General features: G+C 71.0%; 10 protein-coding genes. 4 read left to right on the forward strand and 6 right to left on the reverse strand.

What is annotated here, in order from left to right:
- Positions 1 to 2 precede the first annotated feature (2 nt).
- Entirely contained in the window at positions 3 to 926 is a 924-nt protein-coding gene (locus tag M8542_RS39025) for a cobalamin biosynthesis protein (RefSeq protein WP_257925393.1), read from the forward strand.
- Positions 923 to 2,404 (forward strand): cobyric acid synthase, encoded by a 1,482-nt coding sequence (locus tag M8542_RS39030; protein WP_257925394.1) that lies wholly within the window; start codon positions 923 to 925, stop codon positions 2,402 to 2,404. Before M8542_RS39025 ends, M8542_RS39030 begins: the two co-directional genes overlap by 4 nt.
- Here M8542_RS39030 and M8542_RS39035 read toward each other — a convergent pair.
- From M8542_RS39035 to M8542_RS39045, 3 genes are all read right to left on the reverse strand, one after another.
- Entirely contained in the window at positions 2,401 to 2,991 is a 591-nt protein-coding gene (locus tag M8542_RS39035) for a DUF4190 domain-containing protein (protein WP_257925395.1), read from the reverse strand. The two genes, M8542_RS39030 and M8542_RS39035, sit on opposite strands and share 4 nt — an antisense overlap.
- Before the next feature lie 69 nt (positions 2,992 to 3,060).
- Complete coding sequence (locus tag M8542_RS39040; protein WP_257925396.1) at positions 3,061 to 3,813, reverse strand: CbtA family protein; 753 nt, start codon at positions 3,811 to 3,813, stop codon at positions 3,061 to 3,063.
- A gap of 19 nt (positions 3,814 to 3,832) precedes the next feature.
- A complete protein-coding gene (locus tag M8542_RS39045; RefSeq protein ID WP_257925397.1) occupies positions 3,833 to 4,042 on the reverse strand; it encodes a CbtB domain-containing protein in 210 nt (69 codons plus the stop codon).
- 195 nt (positions 4,043 to 4,237) lie between these two features.
- On the opposite strand from M8542_RS39045, the gene M8542_RS39050 reads away from it, so the two are divergent.
- On the forward strand, positions 4,238 to 5,134 hold the full coding sequence (locus M8542_RS39050; protein WP_257925495.1) for an ROK family protein: 897 nt from the start codon (positions 4,238 to 4,240) through the stop codon (positions 5,132 to 5,134).
- A 50-nt stretch (positions 5,135 to 5,184) separates the two neighbouring features.
- Here the strand turns inward: M8542_RS39050 and M8542_RS39055 are convergent, their stop codons facing one another.
- Positions 5,185 to 6,582, reverse strand: coding sequence for a Dyp-type peroxidase (locus tag M8542_RS39055; protein WP_257925398.1), 1,398 nt, complete (start codon positions 6,580 to 6,582; stop codon positions 5,185 to 5,187).
- Between the two features lie 198 nt (positions 6,583 to 6,780).
- Between M8542_RS39055 and M8542_RS39060 the strand changes: the two genes are divergently transcribed.
- Positions 6,781 to 7,215, forward strand: coding sequence for a VOC family protein (locus tag M8542_RS39060; protein ID WP_257925399.1), 435 nt, complete (start codon positions 6,781 to 6,783; stop codon positions 7,213 to 7,215).
- A 64-nt stretch (positions 7,216 to 7,279) separates the two neighbouring features.
- Here M8542_RS39060 and M8542_RS39065 read toward each other — a convergent pair whose 3' ends face one another.
- Both M8542_RS39065 and gltB read right to left on the reverse strand, forming a co-directional pair.
- Positions 7,280 to 8,731: a glutamate synthase subunit beta gene (locus tag M8542_RS39065; RefSeq protein ID WP_257925400.1), complete on the reverse strand. Its 1,452-nt coding sequence runs from the start codon at positions 8,729 to 8,731 to the stop codon at positions 7,280 to 7,282.
- On the reverse strand, positions 8,724 to 13,295 hold the full coding sequence (gene gltB, locus M8542_RS39070) for a glutamate synthase large subunit (RefSeq protein ID WP_257925401.1): 4,572 nt from the start codon (positions 13,293 to 13,295) through the stop codon (positions 8,724 to 8,726). The genes M8542_RS39065 and gltB overlap by 8 nt, the downstream gene beginning before the upstream one ends.
- Positions 13,296 to 13,713 lie beyond the last annotated feature (418 nt).

Consider the following 13,713-nt stretch of genomic DNA (forward strand, 5'->3'; position numbering starts at 1 on the left):
ACGTGCCACTCCGTCTAGGGACAACCGCTGCCGGACTCGTTACCGGATATGCCGCCGACACTCTGTTCGGTGACCCTCGTCGGGGGCATCCGGTCGCGGTCTTCGGCACGGCGGCCGCGCGCCTCGAACGTCGGATGTGGGCGGACTCGAAGCCGCGCGGAGTCGCGTACGCGGGGTTGTGCACCTTCAGCGCTGTCGGCCTCGGCGTCGCACTTCAGGCGGCGACGCGGCGTCGCCCCTTCGCACGCTTCGCGCTCACGGCCGCGTCCACGTGGGCCGTGCTCGGCGGCCGCGGCCTCGCCCGCGAAGGCGCCGAAATGGCGAAGCTGCTCGAAGCGGGCGACGTCCCCTCGGCGCGTACGCGGCTCTCGCACCTCTGCGCGCGCGACGCGACGACGCTCGACTCGGCCGAGCTGACCCGCGCGGCGACCGAATCGATCGCCGAGAACACGTCGGACGCCGTCGTCGCGCCGCTGTTCTGGGGCGCGGTCGCGGGGCTGCCCGGCCTGCTCGGCTACCGCGCCTTGAACACCCTCGACGCGATGGTCGGCTACCGGTCGCCGCGGTACCGGAACTTCGGCTGGGCCGCCGCCCGCGCCGACGACCTGGCCAACCTGGTGCCGTCGCGGCTCGGAGCCGTGCTCACGGCGGCGTGTGCCGGCGGGGGCGCGCGGAGCGCGTGGCGGATCTGGCGCCGGGACGGCTCGCGGCACCCCAGCCCGAACGCGGGCCAGGTCGAGGCCGCCTTCGCCGGGGCGCTGGACATCCGCCTCGGCGGCACGAACAGCTACGGCGGCGAGGTGGAAAGCCGCGCCCGGCTCGGGGAAGGCCGGGACCCGGAGCCGGTGGACCTGCGACGCGCGGTGCGGCTGTCGCGGCTGGTGGGGCTGGCGGCGGTCGTCGCCGCGGCGGCGGTGGCCCGATGAGCGGCCTGCTCGTCGCCGGGACGACGTCCGACGCCGGCAAGAGCCTCGTCACGGCCGGGCTCTGCCGGTGGCTCGCGCGCCGCGGGGTGCGGGTCGCGCCGTTCAAGGCGCAGAACATGTCCAACAACTCCATGGTCTGCGCCGACGGCGCCGAGATCGGGCGCGCGCAGTGGCTGCAGGCGCGTGCCGCCCGGGCCGAACCCGAAGCCGCGATGAATCCCGTGCTGCTCAAGCCCGGCAGCGATCGGCGCAGTCACGTCGTCGCGCTCGGGAAGCCCTTCGGCACCCTCGAAGCCGGCGAGTACGCCACCGGCCGCGCCGGGCTCGCCGAGATCGCCTTCGCCGCCTACGAAGACCTCAGCTCACGCTTCGACGTCGTCGTGTGCGAAGGCGCCGGCAGTCCCGCCGAGATCAACCTGCGCGGCGGCGACTACGTCAACATGGGGCTCGCGCGGCGGTTCGGGCTGCCGGTGCTCGTCGTCGGCGACATCGACCGCGGCGGGGTGCTCGCCGCCATGTTCGGCACCCTCGCGCTGCTCTCCGCCGAAGACCAGGCGCTCGTCGCGGGCTGGGTGGTCAACAAGTTCCGCGGCGACGTCGGCCTGCTGCGCCCGGGCCTCGACAGCCTCGAGAAGGTGACCGGCCGGCCGGTGCTGGGTGTGCTGCCGTGGCTGGACCGCGTCTGGATCGACTCCGAGGACGCCCTCGCCGCGGCGGGCTGGCGCCGTGAGACCCACGGCGGCGGGCTGCACGTGGCCGTGGTCCGGTTCCCGCGCGCGTCCAACGCCACCGACGTCGACGCCCTCGCCGCCGAACCCGGCGTCACCGTGACGCTCACCGCCGACCCCGACACCGTCGCGGCGGCCGACGTCGTCGTGCTGCCCGGCTCGCGGGCGACCGTCGACGACCTGGCTTGGCTGCGTGACCGCGGCCTCGATCGCGCCGTCGAAGGCCGCGCTGAGGCAGGTCGCCCGGTGCTCGGCATCTGCGGCGGCTACCAGATGCTCGCCGAGTCCATTGTGGACGACGTCGAGTCCGGCGCCGGGACGGTCCGCGGGCTCGGCCTGCTGCCGGCCCGGGTGACGTTCGCCGCCGAGAAGGTGCTCGACCGCCCGGCCGGCGAGTGGCGGGGAAACCCGGTGGCGGCCTACGAGATCCACCACGGCTCGGTGACGGCCGAGGCGTCGCTGGAGTCCTTCTTGGACGGTGTCCGCGCCGGTGCGGTCTGGGGCACGATGTGGCACGGCGCGTTCGAGAACGACGCGTTCCGCCGCGCCTGGCTCACCGAGGTGGCGGCGCAGGCCGGGACGTCGTGGGTCCCGGCCCAGGACGCCCCGGGGTTCGGTGAGCTGCGCGAGCGGATGCTGGAGAAGCTGGCCGACGCCGTCGACGAGCACCTCGACGGGGCTGTCCTGAGCGCCCTGCTGGAGCGGGGCGCGCCGAAGGACCTGCCGTTCGTCCCGCCGGGCGCGCCTTAGTGCGGCAACGGCCCGAACAGCGGTCCGGAACGTGACTGCAGCCCGCACACGGCGAGCTGCTTCCCGGCTATCCAGGAAGCTTCGGTCGGCGGGTAGCCGACGATCTCCAGGTCCGGCGGGAGCTCACCGGTGAACCGGCTCGCCAGCCGGTCCTCGCAGCCACGCTGAGCGTCGGCCCGGGCCACTCGTTCACCGGGGTAGGCGACCTTGGTCATCGTGTAGGCGTCCAGCACGACGCCGTCGTGCTCGCCCTCGCACGGCACCCGCGCGGCGTCGGCGCCGGGGCGCGCCGTGTTGTAGCAGTTGTCCACCTCGAGCACGGCGATCGGCGCGTTCGACGCGCTCAGCACGCTGCCGGTGAACAGCAGGAAGGGCAAGGACGACAGCACGGCGATCCAGGCGGCCGCGGCCACGATCCCGCCGATGGCCAGGCCGCGGCCGGCCTGGCCGATCTCGCGGGTGCGGACCAGCGCGATGGTGCCGAAGACCAGCCCCAGCGCCGCGGTGATCCCGAGGAAGCCCAGCAGGCCGGTGATCAGCGCCGGCATGGCGAGGCTGTCGCGCTTGACGTCGTCAGGTTCGGTCACGGTTGCCCCCTCGGATCCCCAGGAGGGAATCCTAAAGGGGGCGAACCGGACGATGGGCTAACGATTCGGTCAGGCCGACACGGCCGCGGCCTTCTTCGTCAACGACTTCTCCGCCAAGGCCCCGAAGGCCAGCCCCAGCGCCAGCCACAGCGTCACCTGGGTGCCGATCGAAGCGGTGCGGAAGCTCCAGAGCGTCGAGGCCGGGAACTCCGCCGGGACCTCGTCTACCACCGGCATCAGCCAGGCCACCACCCCGACCACCACGAGGTAGCCCGCCGCCGCGAGGAGGAAGCCGTTCCAGGCACCGAAGCGGTCGGCCAGCTTGCGGCCGAACACCGTCGCCAGGATGCCCGCGAGCAGGGACACCGCGACGAACCCGAAGTACAGCTCGGTGCGCGAGCCGATCGTGCCCGGCTGGCCCACCGCCGGCGGGTTGGCCGGGTACTTCAGGAACGGGATCAGGAACACCACGGCGAACGCGCCGCCGGTGAGCAGCAACGCCGTCACCCGGGGACGCAACGCGCCGAGGCGGCCTTGGGCGAACGCGAAGGCCAGCGAGAGCAGGCCGCCGATCGCGACCGCGTACACCAGGACCCCGGTGAGCAGCCCGAGCGTGCTCTGGATGTCCCGGGGGACCAGCTCCTCTTCGTGCTCTTCGGCGGGCGCGGCGCCGGCGTCGTGCGAATGCGAGTGGCCGCCGGACTCCTCGAGGCCGATGGCGGTGTTCACCGACGGCTCACCGAAGGCGTAGGCGAACCCGAACGCGAGCACGCCGGCGATCAGGCCCGCGAGCATGCCGCGGACCAGCAAGGTCTTCATCATGGGAGTGCGTGCCTGCCGATCAGTGGCAGGGGAAGGCCAGCAGGTGCCGGCCGTCGTGCACGAACTCGTGGACGTACATATTCGCGAACACCGCCGTCGCGCCCTGCTCGGCGCTCACGAAGTACAGCGCGATCAGGGCCAGGAGCACCACGAACACCGCCCACGGCACGATCTCACGGATCGGGATGCGGATCGGGAGCGGAACGGCGGGAGCTGCCGTGTGGGTCATGGGGTGGCCTCCTCGGGCTTTCGCGGCCTCATCGGGGACTGCACGAAGGGATCCGGGTCTGGCTTCCCCCTGGCGGGGGTCACAGTGGCGCGACCGCGCGGACTTGCACCGCGTTCCGGAATCTCCTCGTCTGGCCGGTTGAGCGTAGGTCCGCCGTTCGGGGCCCGTCAATGTGACAATGCCGCGGTGACTCGAATGGTGGCCGCCCTCGACGTGGGCGGGACGACGATCAAGGCGGCGTTGCTCGACGAGCAGCTGCAGCCCCAGGCGACGCTGCGCGCGGAGACGGCACGCAGCGCGGACGGCACGGCGCTGGCCGCGCAGGTCGCGGACATCACAGCCGCGCTGGCCGAGCAGGCCGGCACCGGGCTGCCCTCGGCCGTCGGGGTGGTGGTGCCGGGGATCGTGGACGAACAGACCCGCGTCTGCCACTTCTCGGCCAACCTCGACTGGCGCGAAGTCCCCTTCGGTGAGCTCCTGGAGGCGCGGCTCGGACTGCCGGTGGCGTTCGGGCACGACGTCACCGCGGGCGGCATCGCCGAGTTCCGGGTCGGCGCCGGCCAGGGCGCGACGAACGCCGCGTTCATCCCGGTCGGCACCGGGATCGCGGCCGCGCTGCTGCTCGACGGCCGGATCCACCGCGCGCACGGCCAGGCCGGCGAGGTCGGGCACATCGACGTCGGCCACCCTGGCAAGTGCGGCTGCGGTGCGACCGGCTGCCTGGAGGCGATCTCGTCGGCGGCCGCGATCGCCCGCCGCTACACCGAGCGCACCGGCCGCGCGGCCGACGGCGCCCGCGAGGTGGTCGAGCTGGCCCGCCACGGCGACGAGGTCGCGGTCGCGGTGGTCCAGGACGCCCTCGACGGCCTCGGCCACGGCATCCGCACGCTGCTGACGCTGCTGGGCCCGGAAGTGATCGTGCTCGGCGGCGGGTTGTTCACCGCGGCCGACTACGTGCTCGAGCCGGTGCGGGAGTGGCTCGAGGCGCACCTGACGTTCCAGCGGATGCCGGAGCTGCGGATCGCGAAGCTGGGCGACGAGGCCGGCCGGCTCGGCGCCGGGTTGCTCGCGCTGGACCTGCTCGAAGCCTGACCGACGGCCGGGAACGACCCCCCAGATCGTTCCCGGCCGCCTCCCCCCGGCTAGAGGGCCCGCAGGAACGCCAGCGACGGCACGAAGAAGTACTCGCCGCCGCGCAGCGTCACCGCCTGGGGCACCGGGTCCGCCGTGCGCCGGGCCGAGCCGCCCCAGTCGACCGCGTAGTCCGACGCGGCGCGCTCGCCTTGGCCGATCACCGGGTCCAGGCCCGGCGTGACGTCCTCGACGATCGGGAAGCCCGGGTTGTCCGCCCAGACCGCCTGGGTGAACTCGAACTGGTTGTCCAGCACCGAGTTGAACGCCATGAACAACAGCCCCACCCCACCGCTCGGGCGTGCCGCGGGCGGGAGGTCGGCGTTCGGGTCGTCCGGGCGCTCGCCGTAGGTGACGCCGCGGCGGGCCATCAGGTGCAGGCGTTCGGCCGGCGGCTCCTCGGCGCCGCCGGAGCCCCGCGGGTTCGTCTTGCGGATGTGTGCCTGGAACGGGCACTTCAGCGCCGCGCGGTCGCTTTCGTAGGTGAAGTTGTTCGACACCGGGCTTTCCGCGCCGTCCTCGCGCTGGGTCGTCAGCGGGGTGCCGTCCTCGAACCGGCCGACGATCATCGCCCCGGCCCGTTCCCGGTCCTCGCCGGTCAGGCCGAGCGTGTCGGCCAGATCCGCTTCGGCCTGCTTGAACCGCCGGACGTTCTGTTCGAGCTTGCGGAAAACGAGGTAGCTCCCGAAATGGACGGCCGGATCCGGCGCCGCGGTGTCCGGCACCAATACCTGCGACAGCGGGGCCGCCGGGTTCCACACGTTGATGCCGTCGGTGTTGTTCTTTTCCGCGTCGACGTCTTCGGTGAGGAACAACGGCTGGCTGCGGCCGTCGACGTACCCGAAGTGCTCGATGCCCTCGCCGCGCGCGTTGACCCTCCCGAGGCCGGTTTCCTCGGCCAGCACCGTGACCGAGTCCGGCAGCAGGCCGAGAACTTCGTTGCGCCGCGCGGTCATCGCCTTGTCGGTGGCGTCGCCGATGAGCACGACCGCGTGGATTTCGCCGCGGTAGCCCGGATCGAACGTCGAACGCGGCGGATCGGCCAGCTTCTGTCGCGTGGCCGGCGCCGCCATCCCGCGCAGGAAAGCCTCGTCCTGAGGGAAGTTCTCGACCCCGAGGGCGCGGTAGCCGGCCGCGGTGAGCCCGGCGCCGACGTACGGCGTGCCCGCGCCGACGCCGGTCTTGAACGCGCCGACCTCGTCGAGGTGCGTCCGCGCGGACTTCATCTTCCCGGTGAGCGCGACCAGGAAGGCACGCGCCTGCGCGGCGTCCCCGAAAGCGAGGAACAACGCGGAAAGGTGGTCGCGAACGTGCGCCTTAAGAATGTTCGGCTGCAGTTCGCCCAGCATGGTTTCGGCGTCGCCGGTCGCGGTGGTCCAGGACAGCGTGGTGGACAGATCGACACTCATCTTCGGGTCCCCTCCCGTGTAAAAAAACCCGCCTCGCGGCGGTGCACGGCCGCACCGAAGCCCCCTTCGCCGGCCGTGCCCCCTTGGAGCCAGATTGCCGGGACCCGGGCCGCGCGTGCCACCGAATCCGGGGATTCACACGAAAGATTAAGTTGAACGGGAAATCGTCCGGCGGGACCCGTCCACTAGGCTGGGCCGATGGGGTCGGTCAGGCAGGTACAGATCACGTTCGACTGCGCGGAGCCCGAGCGCGTCGCCCGCTTCTGGTGCGAGGTGCTGGGGTACGTCGTGCCGCCGCCGCCCGAGGGCTTCGCGAGCTGGGGTGACTACGAGCGCACGCTGCCGCCGGAGCGCCGGGGCGCGTCGTTCGTCGCGCAGGATCCGGACGGGGCAGGGCCGCGGCTGTACTTCCAGCGCGTGCCCGAGGGCAAGGTCGTCAAGAACCGGGTGCACCTCGACGTGCGGGCCGGCACCGGGCTCGTCGGCGCGGAACGCCTCGCCGCGCTCGAAGCGGAGCAGGACAGGCTGATCGCGCTCGGCGCGACCCACTTCCAGACGCAGTACGCCGACGAAGAGAACGAATCCTGCATCACGATGCTCGACGTCGAAGGCAACGAGTTCTGCCTGGACTGAACACCGGGTTTGGATCAGCGCCGGCGGAGGTGACGACAGTGGCACCTCCGCCGACGCCGGGCACTCACGCGATCGGCCGGTCCGTCGGCGCGATCGGGGCGGGCAGGACGTCCCGCCCGGTCAGGTAGGCGTCCACACCGGCCGCGGCGCTGCGGCCCTCGGCGATCGCCCAGACGATCAGGGACTGGCCGCGGCCCATGTCACCGGCCACGAACACGTTGTCGAGGCTCGTCTTGAACGCCTTGTCGCGGGCCACGTTGCCACGCTGGTCCAGCTCGACACCCAGGTCCTCGATCAGGCCCTTCTTCTGCGGCCCGAGGAAGCCCATGGCCAGCAGCACGAGCTGCGCCGGCAGCTCGCGTTCGGTGCCCTCGACGGGGACGAACTTGCCACCCTCGTTGCGCACCTCGACCAGCTTCAGCGCTCGCACCCGGCCGTCGGAGTCGGCCAGGAACTCCTGCGTGTTCACCGCGTACAGCCGCTCGCCGCCCTCTTCGTGCGCCGAGGACACCCGGTAGATCATCGGGTAGGTCGGCCACGGGTGGGCGTCCGAACGCGCCTCCGGCGGCTTCGGCATGATCTCCAGCTGCGTCACCGAACGCGCTCCCTGGCGGTGGGACGTCCCGACGCAGTCCGCGCCGGTGTCACCGCCACCGATCACGACGACGTCCAGCCCGGCGGCGGAGTAGGGCGACTCGGAAAGCTCGCCCGCAGCGACCCGGTTGGCCGGCGGCAGGAACTCCATGGCCTGGTGGATGCCGGCCAGCTCCCGGCCGTCGATCGGCAGGTCGCGCCAGTCGGTCGCGCCGCCCGCGAGCACGACCGCGTCGTACGACGACTGCAGCTCGGCCGCCGAGATGTCCACCCCGACGTTCACCGAGGTCCGGAACTCCGTGCCCTCGGCTTCCATCTGCGCCAGGCGCCGGTCGAGGCGGGACTTCTCCATCTTGAACTCGGGGATGCCGTAGCGCAGCAGCCCGCCGATCTTGTCGGCCCGCTCGAGGACCACGACGCTGTGGCCCGCGCGCGTGAGCTGCTGCGCCGCGGCGAGTCCCGACGGGCCGGAGCCCACGACCGCGACCTTCTTGCCCGTCTTCGCAGTAGGCGGCTGCGGCGTGATCCAGCCCTCTTCGAAAGCGCGGTCGACGATGGAGATCTCGACCCGCTTGATCGTCACCGGGTCGTCGTTGATGCCGAGCACGCACGCGGTTTCGCACGGCGCCGGGCACAGCGTGCCGGTGAACTCCGGGAAGTTGTTCGTGGCGTGCAGCCGTTCGATGGCCTGCTGCCAGTCTTCCCGCCACACCAGCGTGTTCCACTCGGGGATGAGGTTCCCGAGCGGACAGCCCTGGTGACAGAACGGGATGCCGCAGTCCATGCAGCGGCCGGCCTGCTTCTCCAGCTTCGTCGACGCGAAGTCCTCGTAGACCTCGCGCCAGTCCATCAGCCGCAGGTCGACCGGACGCCGCTTCGGCTCTTCGCGGGTGGTGGTCAGAAAGCCCTTGGGGTCAGCCATGTGCGGCCTCCATGATCGCCTCGTTCACGTCACGCCCGTCGCGCTCGGCCTGAACCTGCGCTGCGAGCACGCGCTTGTAGTCCTTCGGCATGACCTTCCCGAAGCGGTCGACACCCGCGTCCCAGTCGGCCAGCAGCTCCCGCGCGACCGCGGATTCCGTTTCGTCGTAGTGCTTTTCCAGCGTTTCGCGCAGGAAGTCGGCGTCCTCGGAGTCAAGCGGGTCGAGGTCGACCATCTCCGGGTTGACGCGGTGCGCGGGCAGGTCCAGCACGTAGGCGACGCCGCCGGACATGCCGGCCGCGAAGTTGCGCCCGACCGGGCCGAGCACGACCATCCGGCCACCGGTCATGTACTCGCCGCCGTGGTCGCCGACGCCTTCGACGACGGCCAGCGCGCCGGAGTTGCGCACGCAGAACCGTTCGCCGACCTTGCCGCGGATGAAGATCTCGCCGCTGGTCGCACCGTAGGCGATCACGTTGCCGGCGATGATGTGGTCTTCGGCGACGTACTTCGCTTCCTTCGGCGGCCGCACGATCAGCCGGCCGCCGGAAAGGCCCTTGCCGACGTAGTCGTTGCCGTCACCGATCAGCCGCAGCGTGATGCCCTTCGGCACGAACGCGCCGAACGACTGGCCCGCGGTCCCGGTGAAGGTGACGTCGATGGTGTCGTCGGGCAGGCCTTCGCCGCCCCACCGCTTGGTGAGCTCGGAGCCGAGCATGGTGCCGACGGTCCGGTTCACGTTGCGGACGGGGAGTTCCAGCCGCACCTTGTCACCCGAGTTGAGGGCGCCTTCGGCCAGCTGGATCAGCGTGTTGTCCAGCGCCTTTTCGAGGCCGTGGTCCTGCAGCGTCTGCTGCAGGCGCAGGCCCGCCGGGGCCATGTCGGGCACGTGGAAGATCGGCGACAGGTCGAGCCCGGCCGCCTTCCAGTGCTCGATCGCCTTGCGCTTGTCGAGGAACTCGGCGTGCCCGACCGCCTCGGCGATCGACCGGAACCCGAGCTCCGCCAGGTACTCGCGCACTTCCTGGGCGATGAACTCGAAGAAGTTGACGACGTACTCGGCCTTGCCGCTGAACTTCTCGCGCAGCTTCGGGTTCTGCGTCGCGACACCCACCGGACACGTGTCGAGGTGGCAGACACGCATCATGATGCAGCCCGACACCACCAGCGGCGCGGTCGCGAAGCCGAACTCCTCGGCGCCGAGCAGCGCCGCGACGATGACGTCCCGGCCGGTCTTGAGCTGGCCGTCGGTCTGCACGACGATCCGGTCACGCAGCCGGTTGGCCAGCAGCGTCTGCTGCGTCTCGGCCAGGCCCAGCTCCCACGGGCCACCGGCGTGCTTGATGGACGACAGTGGCGACGCGCCGGTCCCGCCGTCGTGACCCGAGATGAGCACGACGTCGGCGTGCGCCTTCGAAACGCCGGCCGCGACCGTGCCGACACCGACCTCGGACACGAGCTTCACGTGGATGCGCGCGTTCGGGTTGGCGTTCTTGAGGTCGTGGATCAGCTGCGCCAGGTCCTCGATCGAGTAGATGTCGTGGTGCGGCGGCGGGGAAATGAGGCCGACGCCCGGCGTCGAGAACCGTGTCTTCGCGATCCACGGGTACACCTTCGCGCCGGGCAGCTGCCCGCCTTCGCCGGGCTTCGCGCCCTGCGCCATCTTGATCTGGATGTCGTCGGCGTTGACCAGGTACTCGCTCGTGACGCCGAAGCGACCCGAAGCGACCTGCTTGACCGCGGAGCGGCGCTCCGGGTCGTAGAGGCGCTCCGCGTCTTCGCCGCCCTCACCGGTGTTCGACTTGCCGCCGAGGCGGTTCATCGCGATGGCGAGGGTCTGGTGCATCTCCATCGAGATCGAGCCGTAGGAGATGGCGCCGGTGGCGAACCGCTTGACGATCTCCGAAACCGGCTCGACCTCGTCGATCGGCACCGGCGCGCGCTTGCCGTACTTGAAGTCGAACAGCCCGCGCAGCGTCAGCAGCTTCTCGGCCTGGTCGTCGACGGACTTCGTGTACTCCTTGAAGATGTCGTACTTCCCGGACCGCGTGGAGTGCTGGAGCTTGAACACGGTCTGCGGGTTGAACAGGTGCGGCTCGCCTTCGCGGCGCCACTGGTAGTCCGCGCCGGTCTCCAGCTCGCGGTGCGTCGCGCGGACGCCGTCGGCCGGGAAGGCGTAGGTGTGCCGCTTCGCGACCTCGTCGGCCAGCGTCTCGAAGCCGACGCCGCCGAGACGGGACGTCGTGCCGGTGAAGCAGGTGTCGATGACCTCGTCGCCGAGCCCGATCGCCTCGAAGATCTGCGCGCCGGTGTAGGACGCGACGGTCGAGACACCCATCTTCGACATCGTCTTGCGGACGCCCTTGCCGAGCGCCTTGATCAGGTTGTACGTCGCTTCCTTCGGCGTGACACCCGGGATCAGGCCCTGGTGGGCCATCTCCTCGACGGTCGCCATCGCCAGGTACGGATTCACCGCCGCGACGCCGTAGCCGATCAGCAGCGCGATGTGGTGCACCTCGCGCGCGTCGCCGGCCTCGACGATGAGACCGACCTGCGTGCGCGTCTTCTCGCGGACGAGGTGGTGGTGCACCGCGCCGGTCAGCAGCAGCGACGGGATCGGCGCGTGGTCCTCGTCGACCCCGCGGTCGGACAGCACGATCAGCCGCGCGCCGTCCTCGATCGCCTCGGACACCTCGGCGCGGATCTCGTCGAGCCGCTGCAGCAGCGCTTCGCCGCCGCCGTGGACGTTGTAGCGGCCCAGGACGGTGACAGCCTGGAACTCCGGCAGGTCGCCGTCGTCGTTGACGTGCACCAGCTTGGCCAGCTGGTCGTTGTCGAGCACCGGGAAGGGCAGCACGATCCGGCGGCAGCTCGCGGCGTCACCGACCAGGAGGTTCGGCTCGGCGCCGATCTGCGTGCCGAGCGCAGTGACGAGCTCCTCGCGGATGGCGTCCAGCGGCGGGTTCGTCACCTGGGCGAACAGCTGGATGAAGTAGTCGAAGATCAGCCGCGGGCGGCTGGAGAGCGTCGCGATGGGGGAGTCGTTGCCCATCGAGCCGATCGGCTCCGCGCCGGTGCGGGCCATCGGCTCGAGGATGGCCTCGAGCTCCTCCTCGGTGTAGCCGAACGCCTGCTGGCGGCGAACGAGCGCGGCGTGCAGCGGCACTTCGCGGTCGCGCTCCGGCAGGTCTTCGAGGTTGAGCAGCCCGGCCTCGACCCACTCGTCGTACGGGTGCTCGGTGGCCAGCTCGGTCTTGATCTCCTCGTCCTCGATGATCCGGCCTTCGGCGGTGTCCACGAGGAACATGCGGCCGGGCTCGAGGCGTCCCTTGCGGACGATCGTCGCCGGGTCGATGTCGAGCACGCCGACCTCCGACGCCAGCACGACGAGGCCGTCGTCGGTCACCCAGTAGCGGCCGGGGCGCAGGCCGTTGCGGTCGAGGACCGCCCCGATCTGGCTGCCGTCGGTGAAGGCGACGAGCGCCGGGCCGTCCCACGGCTCCATCAGCGTCGAGTGGAACTCGTAGAACGCGCGTCGCGCCGGGTCCATCTCCTGGTGGTTCTCCCAGGCCTCCGGGATCATCATCAGCACGGAGTGGGGGAGCGAGCGGCCGCCGAGGTGGAGCAGCTCCAGGACCTCGTCGAAGCTCGCCGAGTCGCTGGCGCCGCGGGTGATCACCGGGTAGATCCGCTTGAGGTCGCCGGGGACCAGGTCGGTCTCCAGCAGCGCCTCGCGGGCGTCCATCCAGTTGCGGTTGCCGCGCAGGGTGTTGATCTCGCCGTTGTGCGCGACGTACCGGTACGGGTGCGCCAGCGGCCACGACGGGAAGGTGTTGGTGGAGAAGCGGGAGTGCACCAGCCCGACGGCGCTGGTGACGCGCTCGTCGGTGAGGTCGGCGAAGAACCGCTCGACCTGGGGCTCGGTGAGCATTCCTTTGTAGACGATGGTGCGCGAGGACAGCGAAGGGAAGTACACGTCGTCGTCGACGAGCTCGTGCTCCGCGCGCTTGCGGACGCAGAAGGCGCTGCGCTCGATGTGCAGCGGGTCCGCGTGCTCCGGCTTCGGGCGGCGCGCGGCGAGGAACAGCTGCGTGAAGTGCGGCATGGTCTCGGCCGCGGTCGGCCCGCAGTGCTCGGTGTGCACCGGCAGCTCGCGCCAGCCGAGGACGCGCATGTCCTCTTCGGCGGCGATGCGCTCGATGGTCGTCATGGCCCGGCCGCGGCGTTTTTCGTCCTGCGGCAGGAAAGCGGTGCCGACGGCGTAGCTGCCCGGCTCGGGCAGCTCGAAGTCGACGACGTCGCGGTAGAACTCGTCGGGGACCTGGATCAGCAGCCCGGCGCCGTCGCCGGTGTCCGGTTCGGCGCCCCGAGCCCCGCGATGTTCCAGGTTGCGCAACGCGACCAGGGCCTTGGCGACGATCGCATGATCGCGTCGTCCGGTCAGGTCGGCGACGAAGGCGACACCGCAGGCGTCGTGTTCGTAGTCGCTCCGGTAGAGGCCCTCGGCCTCGGCGCTGCTGAGCTGCTCCCCCGCGGGGGGCAGGGAACTGGCACGGTGGGTCACGGCTGGCCGCCTCCCAAGGCGTTGGCGCGACCGGTACTCACTCCATCGAGTGGTTCGAGCTGAACCGGTTAACGAAGTGGTCCGGTACCGCGATGGTCAGTCGAGAACAGTTGCTGTTGTTCGCGTTGGTTTCGTGCAAGATGCCGCGCGCTATCAGCCGGGCTGCGAGCCCGGACGCGGGTCATCTGGGAGGCCGCACAACGCTGGGCAGCCGAACATGTCGGTCCTGCGAGCGCGCACAGACAGACCACTGTGGTGGGGGTCAGCCGGAGCGCGCGGTGTTACTCCCGGGTTCGCCGGGTCTTATGACGATAGTGTGAATTCGCTGTAATCGACATACGTCGTTGTCCCCGGGTGGGAAATGCCACGCTTACGTTGACGTGTCCCAGGGTAGTCCCATATGCCGGGCTATCCCTCC

Source organism: Amycolatopsis iheyensis, from assembly GCF_024703995.1.
GTDB classification, from domain to species: domain Bacteria; phylum Actinomycetota; class Actinomycetes; order Mycobacteriales; family Pseudonocardiaceae; genus Amycolatopsis; species Amycolatopsis iheyensis.